The 17520-nt window shown below is 65.8% G+C and carries 15 protein-coding genes and 1 pseudogene; 15 read left to right on the forward strand and 1 reads right to left on the reverse strand.

From position 1 onward, the window contains the following. From Q0672_RS07185 to moaE, 15 genes and pseudogenes are all read left to right on the forward strand, one after another. Positions 1 to 324: pseudogene (locus Q0672_RS07185) on the forward strand (succinate dehydrogenase/fumarate reductase flavoprotein subunit); the annotation flags it as partial. Positions 325 to 343: 19 nt separating this feature from the next. After that, entirely contained in the window at positions 344 to 1057 is a 714-nt protein-coding gene (locus Q0672_RS07190) for a succinate dehydrogenase iron-sulfur subunit (RefSeq protein ID WP_153161644.1), read from the forward strand. Then, the gene (locus tag Q0672_RS07195) at positions 1054 to 1290 is read left to right on the forward strand and encodes a succinate dehydrogenase assembly factor 2 (protein ID WP_298621155.1); all 237 of its coding nucleotides are present in this window, start codon (positions 1054 to 1056) and stop codon (positions 1288 to 1290) included. Before Q0672_RS07190 ends, Q0672_RS07195 begins: the two co-directional genes overlap by 4 nt. A gap of 57 nt (positions 1291 to 1347) precedes the next feature. Then, positions 1348 to 2643: a citrate synthase gene (gene gltA, locus Q0672_RS07200; RefSeq protein ID WP_298621157.1), complete on the forward strand. Its 1296-nt coding sequence runs from the start codon at positions 1348 to 1350 to the stop codon at positions 2641 to 2643. Positions 2644 to 2798: 155 nt separating this feature from the next. Continuing rightward, positions 2799 to 5624 (forward strand): 2-oxoglutarate dehydrogenase E1 component, encoded by a 2826-nt coding sequence (locus Q0672_RS07205; protein ID WP_298621159.1) that lies wholly within the window; start codon positions 2799 to 2801, stop codon positions 5622 to 5624. A gap of 36 nt (positions 5625 to 5660) precedes the next feature. Beyond that, positions 5661 to 6845 (forward strand): 2-oxoglutarate dehydrogenase complex dihydrolipoyllysine-residue succinyltransferase, encoded by a 1185-nt coding sequence (gene odhB, locus Q0672_RS07210; RefSeq protein WP_298621162.1) that lies wholly within the window; start codon positions 5661 to 5663, stop codon positions 6843 to 6845. 81 nt (positions 6846 to 6926) lie between these two features. After that, positions 6927 to 8348: a dihydrolipoyl dehydrogenase gene (gene lpdA, locus Q0672_RS07215; protein ID WP_298621165.1), complete on the forward strand. Its 1422-nt coding sequence runs from the start codon at positions 6927 to 6929 to the stop codon at positions 8346 to 8348. Between the two features lie 117 nt (positions 8349 to 8465). Next, complete coding sequence (gene zapE, locus Q0672_RS07220; protein ID WP_298621166.1) at positions 8466 to 9578, forward strand: cell division protein ZapE; 1113 nt, start codon at positions 8466 to 8468, stop codon at positions 9576 to 9578. Between the two features lie 6 nt (positions 9579 to 9584). Then, on the forward strand, positions 9585 to 10373 hold the full coding sequence (locus Q0672_RS07225) for a hypothetical protein (RefSeq protein ID WP_298621168.1): 789 nt from the start codon (positions 9585 to 9587) through the stop codon (positions 10371 to 10373). A 9-nt stretch (positions 10374 to 10382) separates the two neighbouring features. Continuing rightward, positions 10383 to 12341, forward strand: coding sequence for an ATP-dependent DNA helicase (locus tag Q0672_RS07230; protein WP_298621171.1), 1959 nt, complete (start codon positions 10383 to 10385; stop codon positions 12339 to 12341). Between the two features lie 358 nt (positions 12342 to 12699). Then, a complete protein-coding gene (locus Q0672_RS07235) occupies positions 12700 to 14067 on the forward strand; it encodes a hypothetical protein (protein ID WP_298621173.1) in 1368 nt (455 codons plus the stop codon). Continuing rightward, positions 14064 to 14558, forward strand: coding sequence for a molybdopterin-guanine dinucleotide biosynthesis protein B (mobB, locus tag Q0672_RS07240; RefSeq protein WP_298621176.1), 495 nt, complete (start codon positions 14064 to 14066; stop codon positions 14556 to 14558). Before Q0672_RS07235 ends, mobB begins: the two co-directional genes overlap by 4 nt. Next, positions 14555 to 15778 (forward strand): gephyrin-like molybdotransferase Glp, encoded by a 1224-nt coding sequence (gene glp, locus Q0672_RS07245; RefSeq protein ID WP_298621179.1) that lies wholly within the window; start codon positions 14555 to 14557, stop codon positions 15776 to 15778. The genes mobB and glp overlap by 4 nt, the downstream gene beginning before the upstream one ends. Before the next feature lie 7 nt (positions 15779 to 15785). Continuing rightward, a complete protein-coding gene (moaD, locus tag Q0672_RS07250) occupies positions 15786 to 16040 on the forward strand; it encodes a molybdopterin converting factor subunit 1 (RefSeq protein ID WP_153161633.1) in 255 nt (84 codons plus the stop codon). A gap of 36 nt (positions 16041 to 16076) precedes the next feature. Then, positions 16077 to 16550 carry a molybdopterin synthase catalytic subunit MoaE gene (gene moaE / locus Q0672_RS07255; protein ID WP_298621183.1) on the forward strand — a complete coding sequence of 158 codons (474 nt, stop codon included), beginning with the start codon at positions 16077 to 16079 and terminating at the stop codon, positions 16548 to 16550. 4 nt (positions 16551 to 16554) lie between these two features. Here moaE and Q0672_RS07260 read toward each other — a convergent pair whose 3' ends face one another. Further along, positions 16555 to 17427, reverse strand: coding sequence for a TRAP transporter large permease subunit (locus Q0672_RS07260; protein WP_298621185.1), 873 nt, complete (start codon positions 17425 to 17427; stop codon positions 16555 to 16557). Positions 17428 to 17520: the final 93 nt, after the last annotated feature.

A 17520-nucleotide genomic window follows, 5' to 3' on the forward strand; every position in this document is an offset into this window, starting at 1 on the left:
GCCGAGCGCGCCAAGCACACCCAGATCAAGGACAAGTCCAAGGTCTGGAACACCGCCCGTACCGAAGCCCTCGAACTCGACAACCTGATCGAAGTCGCCAAGGCGACCATGATCTCCGCCGAGGCGCGCAAGGAATCCCGCGGCGCCCACGTGCGTGATGATGCACTCGATTGCGCCGAGACCCCCAACGGCCGTGACGACAAGAACTGGCTCAAGCACACGCTGTGGTACAGCGAGGGCAACCGCCTCGACTACAAGCCGGTCAATCTGCAGCCGATGTCCGCCGACGTCGAGCCGATCGCGCTGGCCAAGCGTACCTACTGAGCGTTCCGGAGATTAGAAGATGAGCAGCAAGCGAACCGTACAGTTCAAGATCTACCGCTACAATCCGGACAAGGACGACAAGCCCTACATGCAGGACATCTCTGTCGAACTCGAAGAGTCCGACAAGAAGCTCCTCGACGCGCTGGTCCGTCTGAAGGCCAAGGACGACACCCTGTCCTTCCGTCGCTCCTGCCGTGAAGGTGTGTGTGGCTCCGACGCCATGAACATCAACGGCAAGAACGGTCTGGCCTGTCTGACCAGCGTCGAAGAGCTGGCCCAGCCGATCACCATCCGCCCGCTGCCCGGCCTGCCGGTCATCCGCGACGTGATCGTCGACATGACCCAGTTCTTCAAGCAATACCACTCGATCAAGCCCTACCTGGTCAACAACGATCCGGCCCCGGAGCGCGAACGCCTCCAGAGCCCGGAAGATCGGGAAGAGCTCAATGGTCTCTACGAGTGCATCCTTTGCGCGTGCTGCTCCACGAGCTGCCCGTCGTTCTGGTGGAATCCGGACAAGTTCGTTGGTCCGGCCGGCCTGCTGGCGGCTTACCGCTTCCTCGCCGACACCCGCGACCAGGCGACCAGTGAGCGTCTCGACAACCTGGAAGATCCGTACCGTCTCTTCCGCTGTCACTCCATCATGAACTGCGTCGACGTCTGCCCGAAGGGTCTCAACCCGACCAAGGCGATCGGCAAGATCAAGGACATGATGGTCCGTCGCGCCGTATGACGCTCAATCGGGGGCGCGTGCGCTGGCAGTGCCGTCGGGCTCTTCTGGAGCTCGATCTGGTGTTCACGCGCTTCCTCGAAAGGCACTTCGATCGTCTCACCGACGATCAACTGGCGGATCTGGATGACCTGCTGCTCGTCGAAGACCATGACCTCTGGGCCATGGTCAACGGCAGCCAGCCGGTCACCAACGACCGCTGGAAGGAAATGATGGATCTGCTCCGGGTCGGCTGACGGGGCAGGGCATCGCTAGGGAGTTGTGGAGTTTCAACAGGGAAAAGGGACCAAAATATGACCACGCAACGTACTGCTACACTGACCGTAGATGGCAAGGCCGTAGAGTTTCCGATCATGTCGGGGACGCATGGCAATGATGTGATCGATATCCGCACCCTCGGCGGAAAGACCGGGTACTTCACGTACGACTCCGGTTTCCTGTCCACGGCCAGCTGCCAGTCCAAGGTCACCTACATTGACGGTGACAAGGGCGAACTGCTGTACCGCGGCTACCCGATCGAGCAACTGGCCGACAACTGCAACTTCCTCGAAGTCACCTACCTGTTGAAGAACGGCGAGCTGCCCAATGCCGCTCAGAAGTCCGACTTCGAGAACACCATCAAGAAGCACACGATGGTGCACGAGCAGCTGTCCAAGTTCTACTCCGGCTTCCGCCGTGACGCCCACCCGATGGCCGTCATGACCGGTGTGGTTGGCGCGCTGTCCGCCTTCTACCACGATGCCATGGACTTCTCCGACGTGGAGCACCGCAACGTCAGCTTCAACCGTCTGGTTGCCAAGCTGCCGACCATCGTTGCGATGGCCTACAAGTACAACACCGGCATGCCGTTCATGTACCCGGACAACGAGTTGGACTACACCGCCAACTTCATGCGCATGATGTTCGGCAACCCGTGCGAAAAGTACGTGCCGAACCCGGTGCTGGTCCGTGCGCTGGACGTGATCTTCACGCTGCACGCCGATCACGAGCAGAACGCCTCCACCTCCACGGTGCGTCTGGCCGGTTCGTCCGGTGCCAACCCGTTCGCCTGTATCGCTGCCGGCATCGCCTGCCTGTGGGGCCCGGCGCACGGCGGTGCGAACGAAGCCTGCCTGAACATGCTGGAAGAGATCGGTGACGTCTCCCGCGTCGGCGAGTACATCGCCCGCGCCAAGGACAAGAACGACAGCTTCAAGCTGATGGGCTTCGGTCACCGCGTCTACAAGAACTTCGACCCGCGCGCCAAGCTGATGCGCAAGGTCTGCCACGACGTGCTGGGCGAACTGGGCCTCGAGAACGACCGCCTGTTCAAGCTGGCGATGGAACTCGAAAAGATCGCTCTGGAAGATCAGTACTTCGTCGAGAAGAAGCTCTACCCGAACGTGGACTTCTACTCCGGCATCGTCCAGAAGGCGCTTGGCATCCCGACCGACATGTTCACATGCATCTTCGCGCTGGCCCGCACCGTCGGCTGGATGACCCAGTGGGAAGAAATGATCACCGATCCGGAATACAAGATCGGTCGTCCGCGTCAGCTGTACATCGGCGCCGCCCGTCGCAACGTCGTGCCGCTGGCTCAACGCGGCTAAGCAATACGGAGGGGGAGGGGGAAACAGGGGAAACGAACGCGGGATGGTCGATCATTGGGCCATCCCGCTTCGTTTGTCCATAAGAACACAGAATCAGGGATTTCTCCCCACCGCATAAACACTCAGAAGACAAGACACAAGCCTGGTGGTCGCCCATGATGAAACAGCTTTTTGAGAGCTCCCAACTGTTCGGCAGCAATGCTCCGTTCATCGAGGAACTTTACGAGAACTATCTCGACAATCCGGATTCCGTCTCCGATGAATGGCGGACCTATTTCGACGCGCTGCAGAACACGCCGGGCAACGGCCGGGATGTAGCCCATTACCCGATCATCAACGCCTTTGCCGACATGGCGAAGCGCGGCCCGGTGCGCACCGTGGTGGCGAGCGGCGCCGACCAGAAGCAGGTCAGCGTCCTGCAACTGATCAACGCCCACCGTTTCCTGGGCACCCGCTGGGCGCAACTCGACCCGCTGAAGCGGACCGAGCGTCCCGAGATCCACGAACTCGAGCTGTCCCACTACGGCTTCACCGAGGCGGATCTCAACGAGACCTTCAACACCGGCTCGTTCCACGGCCTGCCGGGCGATCGCGCCACCCTGCGCGAGATCCTCGACGCCGTGCGTCAGACCTACTGCGGCTCCATCGGCGCCGAGTACATGTACATGACCGACATCGGTGAGAAGCGCTGGATCCAGGCGCGACTCGAGCCGACCCGCGGCCGTCCGACCTTCGACAATCAGAAGCAGCGTCGCATCCTCGAGCGCCTCACCGCCGCCGAGACCATGGAGCGTTACCTGCACACCAAATACGTCGGTCAGAAGCGTTTCTCGCTGGAAGGTGGTGAGAGCACCATCGTCGCGATGGACGAACTGATCCGCGTCGCGGGTAGCAAGGGCGTCCAGGAAATCGTGATCGGCATGGCCCACCGTGGCCGCCTCAACGTGCTGGTGAACACCCTCGGCAAGTCCCCGAGCATGCTGTTCTCCGAGTTCGAAGGCAAGGCTGCTTCCGATCTGTCCGCGGGTGACGTGAAGTACCACATGGGCTTCTCCAGCGACGTGATGACCGCCGGTGGTCCGGTGCACCTCACGCTGGCGTTCAACCCGTCGCACCTGGAAATCGTCAATCCGGTGGTCGAGGGCTCGGTGTATGCCCGTCAGACCCGTCGTGGCGAGAACGGCAAGTCCGAAGTCGTGCCCGTCATCATCCACGGTGATGCGGCCGTTGCTGGTCAGGGCGTCAACCAGGAAATGCTCAACTTCGCGCAGACCCGCGGCTACGGCACGGGCGGCACGATCCACATCGTGGTGAACAACCAGATCGGTTTCACCACCTCGGATCCGCGCGATTACCGCTCCTCGCTGTACTGCACGGACATCTTCAAGATGGCCGAGGCCCCGATCTTCCACGTCAATGGCGACGATCCGGAGGCGGTCGCGTTCGTCATGGGCCTGGCTGTCGAGTACCGTCAGGAATTCAAGAAGGACGTGGTTGTCGACATCGTCTGCTATCGCAAGCTCGGCCACAACGAAGCCGACGAGCCGATGGTGACCCAGCCGCTGATGTACAAGAAGATCGCCAAGCACCCCGGCACCCGCAAGCTGTACGCGGAAAAGCTGGTTGCCCAGGGCGTCTGCCAGGCCGACGAGCCGGAACAGTTCATCAAGGATTACCGCGCGGCCCTCGACAAGGGCGAGCTGCTGGCCAATCCGGTGCTGTCCGACTTCAAGCGCCAGTTCTCCCAGGACTGGGGTCCGTACGCCAACAAGAAGTACACCGACAAGTGCGACAGCAAGGTGCCGATGGCGGAACTCAAGCGGCTCTCCAAAGCCCTGACGACCACCCCGGAAGGCTTCGTGCTGCACCCCCGCGTCCAGAAGATTATCGACGATCGCAAGGCGATGGGCGAAGGCAAGCTGGCCCTCGACTGGGGCATGGGCGAAAACCTCGCCTACGCCAGCCTGGTGGTTCAGGGCTTCGGCATCCGCATCTCGGGCGAGGACGTCGGCCGTGGCACCTTCTTCCACCGTCACGCTGCGCTGCACGATCAGAACCGTGACCAGTGGCACGATGGCACCTACTACCCGCTGCAGAACATCCGCGACGGCCAGGCCCCGTTCTACTGCTACGACTCCGTGCTGTCCGAAGAAGCCGTGCTGGCCTTCGAATACGGCTACGCGTCGGCCGAGCCGAACCAGCTCGTGATCTGGGAAGCCCAGTTCGGCGACTTCGCCAACGGCGCCCAGGTGGTGATGGACCAGTTCATCAGCTCCGGTGAAGCTAAGTGGGGCCGTCAGTGCGGTCTCGTGATGATGCTGCCGCACGGCTACGAAGGTCAGGGCCCCGAGCACTCTTCCGCCCGTATCGAGCGCTACATGCAGCTGTGTGCCGAGATGAACATGGAAGTGTGCATCCCGTCCGGCCCGTCGCAGATCTTCCACCTGCTGCGTCGGCAGGCCCTGCGCAAGCTGCGCAAGCCGCTGGTGATCATCACGCCGAAGTCCCTGCTGCGTCACAAGGATGCCGTCTCCTCGCTGGAGGAGCTCTCCAAGGGCACCTTCCAGACCGTCATCGGCGAGATCGACGAGCTCGATGCCAAGAAGGTCAAGCGCGTCCTGCTGTGCTCCGGCAAGATCTACTACGAACTGCTGGCTCACCGTCGTGCCCAGGGCATCGACGACATCGCCATCGTGCGCATGGAACAGCTCTATCCGTTCCCGGCCGAGGCCTTCGCGGCCGAGGTGAACAAGTACCCGAACGCCAAGGAAGTGGTGTGGGTGCAGGAAGAGCCGCGCAACCAGGGTGTCTGGTACTGGCTGGCCTCGCGCCACCACCTAGACAGCAACCTCGGTGAAGACCACAAGTTCCTGCTTGTGGCCCGTCCCGCGGCGGCTTCGCCGGCTGTCGGCTACTACGCCAAGCACAACGCGCAACAAAAGGCTGTCATCGAAAATGCATTCGGCGAAATCAAGGCCTGATGCAATCCATGCCGAACTGAACACAAGGGAGAAAACATGCTGATCGAAGTCAAAGTGCCGCAACTGTCCGAGTCCGTCTCCGAAGCCACGCTGGTTAGCTGGCACAAAAAGGAAGGCGACGCTGTTTCCCGCGACGAGAACCTGATCGACATCGAGACCGACAAGGTCGTGCTGGAAACCCCGGCACCGGCCGATGGCGTGCTCGTCAAGATCGTCAAGAACGGCGGCGACTCCGTGACCTCCGGTGAAGTCATCGCCACTATCGACACCGAAGCCAAGGCCGCTGCCGGCGCTCCGGCTGCCGCTGCCGCTCCGGCCGCTGCCCCGGCTGCTGCCGCTGCTGCTCCGGTTTCCGCCGCCAGCCCGTCCGCCCGCAAGATCCTCGACGAGAAGGGCATTGCTGCCGCCGACGTCGCCGGCTCCGGCCGTGGCGGTCGTGTGACCAAGGAAGACGCCGTTGCTGCCCAGGCCAAGCCTGCCGCCGTCGCTGCCGCCCCGGCGGTTGCCGTGGCCACCGGCGACCGTGCCGAGCAGCGCGTTCCGATGACCCGTCTGCGCGCCCGTATCGCCGAGCGCCTGATCCAGTCGAAGAACGAAAACGCCATCCTGACGACCTTCAACGAAGTCAACATGGCGCCGGTCATGGCCCTGCGCAAGCAGTACGCCGAGAAGTTCGAGAAGGCCCACGGCGTGCGTCTGGGCTTCATGGGTTTCTTCGTCAAGGCCGCGGTTGCTGCCCTGAAGAAGTTCCCGATCCTGAACGCCTCGGTGGACGGCAACGACATCATCTACCACGGCTACATCGACATCGGCATCGCCGTCGGTTCGCCCCGTGGCCTGGTGGTGCCGATCCTGCGTGATGCCGACCAGATGTCCATCGCCGACATCGAGAAGAAGATCGCCGAATACGGCCAGAAGGCCAAGGACGGCAAGATCTCCATCGAAGAGCTCACCGGTGGCACCTTCTCCATCTCCAACGGTGGTGTGTTCGGTTCGATGATGTCCACCCCGATCATCAACCCGCCGCAGTCCGCGATCCTGGGCATCCACGCCACAAAGGACCGTGCCGTCGTCGAAAATGGTCAGGTCGTGGTCCGTCCGATCAACTACCTCGCCATGTCCTACGATCACCGGATCATCGACGGCCGCGAAGCCGTGCTGGGTCTCGTGACCATGAAGGAAGCGATGGAAGATCCGTCCCGTCTGCTGCTGGAAGTCTGATCTAACTGACCCGAGGCACGGCCGCGGCAGGGTTCCTGTCGCTGCCGTGCCTTGTTTCAATCCGAACAAGGAAGAACACACATGGCGAAGCAATTCGACGTTCTGGTTATCGGCGGCGGCCCCGGCGGCTACGTGGCTGCGATCCGCGCCGCGCAACTCGGTTTCAACACGGCCTGCGCCGAATCCAATCCCTATGCCGATCCGAAGGGCGAACCGCGCCTGGGCGGCACCTGCCTCAACGTGGGCTGCATCCCGTCCAAGGCGCTGCTGCACACCTCGCACCTGTTTGAAGAAGCCGGTCACGCCTTCGAAGAGCAGGGCATCAGCGTTGGCACGCCGAAGATCGACGTGGCCAAGATGATCGGCCGCAAGTCCAAGATCGTCGAGCAGCTGACTGCCGGCATCAAGGGCCTGTTCAAGAAGAACAAGGTCACCTTCCTGGCTGGCCACGGTTCCTTCGTCGCCAAGACCGACGGCGGCTGGCAGGTCAAGGTCGGCGAGGAAGTCGTCGAGGCCAAGCAGGTCATCGTGGCGACCGGCTCCACCGCCCGTCACCTGCCGGGCATCCCGGTGGACAACAAGCTGGTGTGCGACAACATCGGCGCGCTGGACATCGATTCCGTGCCCAAGCGCCTCGGCCTGATCGGCTCCGGCGTGATCGGCCTGGAAATGGGCTCGGTCTGGAACCGTCTCGGCTCCGAAGTCACCATCCTCGAAGCCATGGACAGCTTCCTCGGCGCTGCCGACCAGGATCTGGCCAAGGAAGCCCTCAAGCTGTTCACCAAGCAGGGCCTCGACATCAAGCTGTCCGTCAAGGTCGGCAAGGTTACCGTCGGCAAGAAGTCGGTCACCGTCGAGTACGAAACCAAGGATGGCGCCCAGAAGGTCGAGTTCGACCGCCTGATCGTCTCCGTCGGTCGCGTGCCCAACACCGCCGGCCTCAACGCCGAAGCGGTCGGCCTCAAGATTGACGAGCGTGGCTTCATCGACGTGGACGGCCACAACCAGACCAACCTGCCTGGCGTCTGGGCGGTGGGCGACGTGGTGCGCGGCCCGATGCTGGCCCACAAGGCGATGGAAGAGGGCGTTGCTGTTGCCGAAACCATGGCCGGCCAGAAGGGCCACACCAACTTCGACACCATCCCCTGGGTCATCTACACCTCGCCGGAAATCGCCTGGGTTGGCAAGACCGAGCAGCAGCTCAAGGCCGAAGGCGCCGCCTACAAGGTCGGCAAGATCCCGTTCATGGCCAACGGCCGTGCGCTGGGTGCCGGCACCCCGGCCGGTTTCGTGAAGATGATCGCCGATGCCAACACCGACCGTATCCTCGGCGTGCACATCATTGGTTCCAACGCGTCCGAGCTGATCGGCGAAGCCGTTGTGACCATGGAGTTCGCCGGCGCCTCGGAAGACCTCGCCCGCATCTGCCACGCCCACCCGACCCTGTCGGAAGTGGTGCACGAAGCAGCGCTGGCGGTGGACAAGCGTCCGCTGCACTTCTGATGAAGCGGCCGGCCTTCGGGTCGGCCAGTCTTCAGCCGGGGGCGGTCAGGCGGTAAAATGCCTGCCCGCCCCCGATCCCATTGGGTTTTACCGTTTTCGTTTCGCCGAATCCTCACCATGCCGCACCGAATCCTTAAAGTTGCCGAGAACGGCATGATCGAAGCCTACGAGTCGCTCCTCAAGGCGCGCGGCTTCAAGTCCGATCCCGCCCAGCGGGCGGCGGCCCAGCGTCTGCAGGGGCTGTATTCCGAACTCGTGGCCTTCAAGGCGGCGCGGCGCGGCACCATCCGCAAGCTGCTGTCCCGGCCCAAGCAGCCCCGCAGCGTGTATTTCTGGGGTGGCGTGGGGCGCGGCAAGAGCTTCCTGATGGACTGCTTCTTCGACTCGGTGCCCTATCAGCGCAAGCGCCGGGTGCACTTCCATGCCTTCATGCAGGAAGTCCAGAACGACCTGAAGAACCTCAACAACGAGCCCGATCCGCTGCAGAAGGTGGCCGACCGCATCGCCCGCCAGACGCGCCTGTTGTGCTTCGACGAGTTCCACGTGTCGGACATCGCCGACGCGATGATCCTCGGCCGGCTGCTCGACGCGCTGTTCGCCCGCGGCACCATCTTCGTGATGACCTCGAACTACCCGCCGGACGGCCTGTACCCCAACGGCCTGCAGCGGATCAACTTCCTGCCCACCATCGAGATGATCAAGCGTCGCTTCGACGTGGTGGAGGTGGATCACGGTACCGACTACCGCCTGCGCACGCTGGAGCAGATGGACGCCTTCCTGGTGCCGGCGGATGACGCCGCGGACAAGCACCTCGCCAAGGATTTCGAGCAGATCGCCGGCACCAAGGGCGCCCCCGGCGAGATCGAGGTGCTGGAGCGCAAGCTCAAGGTTGTGCGCCGCGCTGCTGGCGTGATCTGGTTCGACTTTGAAACCCTGTGCGGTGGCAACCGCTCCCAGAACGACTACCTCGAGATCGCCCGCGAGCACCACACGCTGATCCTCTCCCGCGTGCCCAAGATGAGCGCGGCGATGGCCTCGGAGGCGCGCCGCTTCACGTGGCTGGTGGACGTGCTCTACGACCACCGGGTCAAGCTGCTGGTGAGCGCCGAATGCCAGGCCTACGACCTCTACGTGGAAGGCCGTCAGGCCAGCGAGTTCCACCGTACCGTAAGCCGCCTGATCGAGATGCGCTCCCGCGATTACCTCGCCGAAGCCCACCGGGTCGACTGACGCCTGATGCGCCGATCCGCCGTCTGCGTCCTCGTTGCGTGCGCCGTGCTGGCGCAGCCGGCAGCGGCTGACTACGGCCTCACGATCATCCCTCTGCGGCACCGCCCTGCCGAGCAGATCGTCCCCAGCCTGCGTCCGACGGTGGAGCAGGGCGGGGCGATCAGCAGCATGAACGACAAGATCCTGCTGCGGGTCTCGCCGGGCAACCTCGCCGAGCTCCGCGCGGCCATCACCGCCCTGGATACGCCGCTGCGCCGGCTGGTGGTGTCGGTGCGCCAGGGTGAGGTTCGCGAAGCGTCCGGCGGCGGCCTGGGCGTGGACGGCCGGCTGGCGCCCGGCAACAGCCGCGTCATCATCCGCGGTGGCGCCGGCAGCAGCGAGCAGCGCGACGACGTGAGCCAGCAGGTGCAGGTGGTCGAAGGGGGCAGGGCGCTGATCCAGGTCGGCCAGTCCCTGCCGCTGATGTTCCGCGAATGGCGCGCCGCGCCCGGCGGCTGGGTGCAGGTGGATTCGGTGCGCTACATGGATGTGGGCACCGGCTTTCTTGCCGCGCCGCAGGTGGTCGGCAACCAGGTGACGATCGAGATCAGCCCGTCGATGGAACGCATCGGCGAAGGTGGCGCGGTCGAATCGTCGCGCCTCGCCACCACCGTCAGCGGCGCCCTTGGCAGCTGGATTCCCCTCGGTGGCAGCGCCGTCACCGGCCAGACCACCCGCTACGGCACCGGCGGCTACGCCCAGGGTGCCCGCCGCGTCGATGGCCAGGTGTGGCTGCGCGTGGACGCCCTCGAATAGATTTCCCCGATGAACGTAGAACAAGCCTTTGCCGCCGACGGCCCCCTCGCCGCGGCGATCCCCGGTTTCTCCCCGCGCCCCCAGCAGCTGGAGATGGCCGCCCACATCGCCCACACCCTCAAGGAGAACGGCGTGCTGGTGGCCGAGGCCGGCACCGGCACCGGCAAGACCTACGCCTATCTGGTGCCCGCGCTCCTTAACGGCGGCAAGGTCATCATCTCCACCGGCACCAAAACCCTCCAGGACCAGCTCTTCAACCGCGATCTGCCCACCATCCGCGCTGCCCTCAAGGTGCCGGTGGGCGTGGCGCTGCTCAAGGGCCGGGCCAACTACGTGTGCCACTACCACCTGGCCCGCAATCTGGTGGATGGCCGCTTCACCACCCCCGAAGACGCCGGGCACCTGCGCGCCATCGGCCGCTTCATGGAGATCACCCAGAGCGGCGACAAGGCCGAGTGCCCCGAGGTGCCCGAGGATGCCGCCGCCTGGATGTTCGCCACCTCGTCCCGGGACAACTGCCTGGGGCAGGAATGCCCCAACATCAAGGAATGCTTCGTCGCCGCCGCCCGCCGCGCCGCGATGGACGCCGACGTGGTGGTGGTCAATCACCACCTCTTCTTTGCCGACGTGATGCTCCGCGACGAAGGCATGGGCGAGCTGCTGCCCTCGTGCAACGCGGTGATCTTCGACGAAGCCCACCAGCTGCCCGAAACCGCCAGCCTGTTCTTCGGCGAGAGCGTGTCCACCGCCCAGCTGCTCGAGCTCGCCCGCGACACCCGCTCCGAGACTGTCGCCGCCGCCCGGGATTGCCTCGCCCTCATCGAAGCCACCCGCAAGCTCGAAAAGGCTGCGCGGGATCTGCGTCTCTCGGTGCAGGCCGAGAACGCCCGCTTCGGCTACGCCCAGCTCGCCGACAAAAAGGAATTCCACGAAGCCGTCGACGCGCTCGATGCCGAGCTCACCGATTTCTGCACGCTGGTCGAATCCCAGGCCGAGCGCTCCGAAGGCCTCGCCAACTGCCTGCGCCGTACCCAGGAGATCCAGCAGCGCCTGGCCCGTTGGCAGGTGCCGGAGGGCACCGACTGGGTGCGCTGGGTCGAGGTGTTCAGCCAGACCCTCGCCCTCAACGCCACGCCCCTGTCCATCGCCTCGATCTTCAAGCGCCAGATGGACGGCCACCCGCGGGCCTGGGTGTTCACGTCCGCCACCCTGGCGGTGGGGCGCGATTTTGGCCATTACTGCCGCGAGCTCGGCCTCAACTGGGTCGAGCCGCCCATCGAGACCGCGGTGTGGGGTTCGCCCTTCGACTACCCGGCCCAGGCGGTGCTGTACGCGCCCCAGAACATGCCCGAGCCCAACAGCCCGGACTACCCGGATGCGGTCGCCAAGGTGGCGATTCCGCTGATCCGCGCCGCCCAGGGCCGCACCTTCGTGCTATGCACCTCGCTGCGCGCCATGCGGCGCATCCACGAGCTGATCGCCGACGCGCTGGAGCGGGACAAGCTCGATCTGCCCCTGCTGATCCAGGGCGAAGGCTCGCGCACCGAATTGCTGGAGCGCTTCCGCCGGCTCGGCAACGCCATCCTGGTGGCCAGCCAGAGCTTCTGGGAAGGCGTCGATGTGCCGGGCGACGCGCTGTCCGTCGTCGTCATCGACAAGCTGCCCTTCGCCCCGCCCGACGACCCGGTGCTCGCCGCGCGCATCGAGCACATGAACAAATCCGGCCGCAACCCCTTCATGGAATATCAGCTCCCGCGGGCGGTCATCAACGTCAAGCAGGGCGCCGGCCGGCTGATCCGCACCGAGCGCGACAAAGGCGTGCTCGCCATCTGCGACCCGCGCATGCTCACCAAGCCCTACGGCCGCCGGGTGTGGCAGAGCCTGCCGCCCATGACCCGCAGCAAGGTCGAATCCGAGGTGGTGGCCTTCCTCGAGGATCTGCCTCCGCCGGCCGCGCGGCAGGGCTGAGGCGTCGGCGAGCCGTAATCGTTCGCGCGCAAGCAAACCCGATTCGCGATCAAGGAAAATTTGCTTGGCCGCGAGTAAAACGGATTTGCGCGCAAGCCGCAGCCATTCGTGCGCAAGTGATTTTTGCTTGCGCGCAAACGGATTTCAGTTGCCCACGAGTAAAAATCACTCGATCGCAAGCGGCAACTGCTTGCGATCGAATGTCCTCCGCTCGCACGCAACGTTCCACGATTCGTGCGCAAGTGGCTACCACTCGCGCACGAGTCTTTATTGCTTGCGGGGCTGGCCGGTCCATTCGGCGCGGCGTCGGCCCCCGCTGCTACAATCCCGCGCCTGACACCTTGCTCCGATGCCGTCCTTGACCGATCCGAACACGTCCGCGCCGTCGTCGCCTTCCGAACTCATCGCCCGCCTGGCCAGTGCGGCGGGGCACGACTGCGTCGACGCCGCCGAAGCCCTCAACGCTGGCTGCCAGTGCGTGTCGCTGGACCGTCAGGCGCTGGTCGCCGCGCTCGCCCGCGACCCGCGGGACGGTGCGTTGCAGGCGATGATCGCCGAGTCGCGCCCGCACCTTTTCGCCGAGTCCATGGCCTTCGTGTCGGCCGCGCATGTGCGGCAGATGGCCGATCTGATTGCCGCCATCCACCGCGTGGTGGCCTTGCCCGGCTGGCAGGACGCGGTGCTGGCCTACGCGCCGGAAAGCGCCCGCCACGCCACCCGCGCGGCAGGCGTGTTCCTCGGCTACGACTTCCACCTCTCGGATGCCGGCCCCCAGCTCATCGAGATCAACACCAACGCCGGCGGCGGGCTGCTCGCCGCCATCCTCGGCCGCGCCCAGCGGGCCTGCTGCGACGAGGTGGCCGAAGCCATGGCCGCCATGCAGGGCCACGCCTCGGGCGATCTGGAGCGGGTGTTCTTCGAGATGTTCCAGGCCGAATGGCGGGCGGAGCGGGGCGATGCGCCGCTCACCACGGTCGCCATCGTCGACGAGGCGCCCCAGGGCCAGTACCTGCTGCCCGAGTTCCTGCTCTTCCAGCGGCTGTTCGAGCGCCACGGCGTGGCCGCGTGGATCTGCGATCCGTCCGAGCTGGCGCACACCGCCGACGGCCTGCTGCTGCATGGCCAGCGGGTTGATCTGGTCTATAACCGCCTCACCGACTTCTCCTTCGACGCCCCCGCCAGCCGCGCGCTGCGGGAAGCCTGGCTGGTCGGCTCGGCGGTCATCACGCCGCACCCCCGCGCCCACGCCTTGTATGCCGACAAGCGCAACCTGGTGCTGCTCTCCAACCCCGATGCCCTGCGCCGCCTTGGCGCGGCGGAGGCCGACATCGCGGTGATCACCGCCGGTGTGCCGCGCACCGAGGCCGTCACGGCCGCCCAGGCGGCGGATTTCTGGGCCCGACGCCGCAGCCTGTTCTTCAAGCCGGCCAGCGGCTTTGGTAGCCGCGGCGCGTATCGGGGCGACAAGCTGACCCGGCGGGTGTTCGACGAGATCATCGCCGGCGACTACATCGCCCAGGCCCTCGTGCCGCCGTCTGAGCGGCGCCTGTCGGTGGGCGGCGAGGCGGTGGCCCTCAAGATGGACCTGCGCAACTACGTCTATCGGGGCGAGGTCCAACTGGTCACCGCACGGCTTTATCGCGGCCAGACCACCAATTTCCGCACCCCCGGCGGCGGCTTCGCCCCGGTGCTGGCGGTGCCCTGCGGCCACGAAGGAGCAGCATGAAGGTTTTCGGATTTGCCGGTTGGTCCGGCTCGGGCAAGACCACGCTGATCGAGCAGGTCATCCCCGAGATCACCCGCCGCGGCCTCAAGGTGTCGGTCATCAAGCACGCCCACCACGGCTTCGACATCGACAAGCCGGGCAAGGATTCGTGGCGTCACCGGGAGGCCGGGGCCAGCGAGATCCTGCTGATCTCCGACGAGCGCTGGGTGCTGATGCACGAACTGCGAGGCGAGCCCGAGCCTGATCTCGACGCCCAACTGGCGCGCCTGTCGCCCTGCGATCTGGTGCTGGTCGAGGGTTTCAAGGCCGTGCAGATCCCCAAGCTCGAAGTCCATCGCCCGGCGGTGGGGAAGCCGCTGCAATATCCCGACAACCCGGCCATCGTGGCGATCGCCACCGACGTGCCCCTCGAAGCGCCGCTGCCGCGCCTCGACCTCAACGATCCGGCCGCCGTGGCCGATTTCATCCTCCAACACCAGAGCCTGATATGAGCAATCCCATGCGTCCCTTCGACGACGTGCGGGCGGCGCTGCTGGCAGCCGCCAAGCCCGTTTCCGCCATCGAACAGGTGCCCACCGCCGAAGCCCTCGGCCGCGTGCTGGCCGTCGATCAGGTGTCGTCCCTCAACGTGCCGCCCCTCGACAACTCGTCGATGGATGGCTACGCGGTGAACACCGCCGACGTGACCGCCCCCGGCGCGCGCCTCACCGTTGCCCAGCGCATCCCCGCCGGCAGTGTGGGCCACACCCTGGCGCGGGGCACCGCCGCGCGCATCTTCACCGGCGCCCCGGTGCCTCACGGCGCCGACGCCGTCGTGATGCAGGAGCTGTGCACCGCCAACGGCAACAGCGTGACCATCGACCACGTGCCCCGCGCGGGCGAGTGGGTCCGCCGCGCCGGCGAAGACATCGCGCTGGGTTCCACGGTGCTTTCCGCCGGCGTGCGCCTCACGCCCCAGATGCTGGGCCTCGCCGCGTCGGTGGGCTGCGCCACGCTGCCGGTGTTCCGGCGCCTCAAGGTGGCGCTGTTCTCCACCGGCGACGAGCTGGTGATGCCCGGCGAGCCGCTGCCGCCCGGCGCCATCTACAACTCCAACCGCTACGTGCTGCGCGGCCTCCTCGAAGCCCTCGGCTGCGAGGTGGAAGACCTGGGCATCGTGCCCGATACCCTGGACGCCACCCGCGCAGCCCTGCGGAGCGCCGCCGCGGCCAACGACCTGATCGTCACCAGCGGTGGCGTGTCCATGGGCGAGGAAGACCACGTGCGCCCGGCCGTGCAGGCCGAAGGCCGGCTCGATCTGTGGCTCGTCGCCATGAAGCCCGGCAAGCCGGTGGCCTTCGGTCAGGTGAACGACCCGGCAGGCGGCGAGGGCGCGGCCTTCATCGGCCTGCCCGGCAACCCGGTGTCGAGCTTCGTCACCTTCCTGCTGCTGGTGCGGCCCTTCGTGCTGCGTTCGATGGGCGTGGCCGACTGTCTGCCCCGGTCGATTCCGCTGCCGGCTGGCTTCAACTGGACCAAGCCGGACCGCCGCCGGGAGTTCCTGCGCGCCCGCATTGGCGCCGAAGGCAAGGTCGACCTCTTCCCCAACCAGGGCCCGGGCGTCCTCACCTCAACCGTGTGGGCCGATGGTCTCGTGGATAACCCGGCTGGCCAGCCGGTCGCCGCGGGCGATCTGGTCCGCTTCATTCCTTATTCCGAACTTCTTTCGTAAGCGCGTCATGAGCATCAAGGTTCTGTACTTCGCCAGCCTCCGTGAAACCCTCGGCTACTCCCACGAGACGCTGACCCTGCCGGCCACCATCGCCACCCTGGGCGACCTGCGTGCCCACCTCGCCAAGCGCGGCGGCGCGTGGGAGGCGCTGGATGTGGGCCGCAACGTGCGGATGGCGATCAACCAGGAGATGGCCGGCGCCGACACCGCCGTGGCCGACCGGGACGAGATCGCCTTCTTCCCGCCCGTCACCGGCGGCTGATTCATCCATCCACTACCACCACCACCGAGGCCCACCATGAATTCCGTCAGCGTGCAGGAAGCCGATTTTGATGTCGGTGCAGAGATTGCCGCCTTGTCCGCCGGCCGCAGTGATGTGGGCGCGGTGGCGAGCTTCGTCGGCCTCGTGCGGGCCGACAAGGTGGCGGGGGAGGGCAGCGCCGTCTCGGCCATGACCCTCGAGCACTACCCGGGCATGACCGAGAAGTCGCTGGAAGCCATCGTTGCCGAGGCTGGCAGCCGCTGGCAGCTGCTCGGCACCCGGGTGATCCACCGCTTCGGCCGCCTCGAGCCGGGCGAGCGCATCGTCTTCGTGGGCGTCGCCAGCAGCCATCGGGGCGACGCCTTTGCGGCCTGCGAGTTCATCATGGACTACCTGAAAACCCGCGCGCCCTTCTGGAAGAAGGAAGACACCCCGGAAGGCGGGCGCTGGGTGGATGCGCGGGAGGCCGACGATTCGGCCGCCGCCCGCTGGGAAACGCCGGCCGGCTGAACCCTCAGCCGCCCATCACCCACCCCGGTAGCCCCGTCGCCAGCCACGGCAGCGCCGAGATCGCCAGCGCACCCAGGAAGATCGCCGCCAGGGCCGGCAGCACCGAGGCGGCCACTTCGCGGATCGGCTTGCCGAACATGGCCGACGCGAAAAAGATGTTCATCCCCGCCGGCGGGCACAGGAAGCCCATCTCCATCACCGCCAGGAAGATCACCCCGAAGTGCACCGGGTCGATGCCGTAGCTCACCGCCACCGGCAGGAGCAGGGGCACCAGCACCACGATGGCGGCGTAGATCTCCATCAGCGCGCCGGCCGCAAACAAAAAGACGTTGAGCGCCACCAGAAAGGCGAAGCGGTTGGGCAGGGCGCCCTGCACCCATTCCACCGCCGCATCGGGGATGCCGGCATCCACCAGATAGTTGGTGAGGCCGAGCGCCATGCCGAGGATCAGCATCACGCCGCCGATCACCTGGGCGCAGTCGGCCAGGCAGCGACGCAGCAGCGGCCCGTCGAGCTCCCGGTGGGCGATGGACTGGGTGAGGAGGGCGTAGGCAGCGGTGAGGGCCGCGCTTTCGGTGGGGGTGGCGAGGCCGCTGGCCAGCGAACCGATGGCCACCACCGGGGCGAGGATCTCCCAGCGGGCCGCCCAGGCGGCCTTGCGGGCGGCGGTGAAGTCGGCCTTCGGGCGCTCCACCTGGGCGATGCCGTCCCGGCGCAGGTAGCCGCCCACGGTGAGCAGGAAGAACACCATCACCAGAGCCGGCAGCACGCCCGCCAGGAACATGGTGTTGATGGGCACCCGGGCGATGATGGCGTACATGATGAGGGGCACCGACGGGGCCAGCAGCACGCCCAGGGCGCTAGCAGGTCGATGCAAAACGCCGAGAAGCCGCGCCAACCGGGACCCTCGCTATTTGATTTCTCATGACTTCATTCCCGGAATTGGCTTCCCAATCCCGTTTTGATGCCC

It is taken from the genome of uncultured Zoogloea sp. (assembly GCF_937894855.1).
Taxonomy (GTDB): Bacteria; Pseudomonadota; Gammaproteobacteria; order Burkholderiales; family Rhodocyclaceae; genus Zoogloea; species Zoogloea oryzae.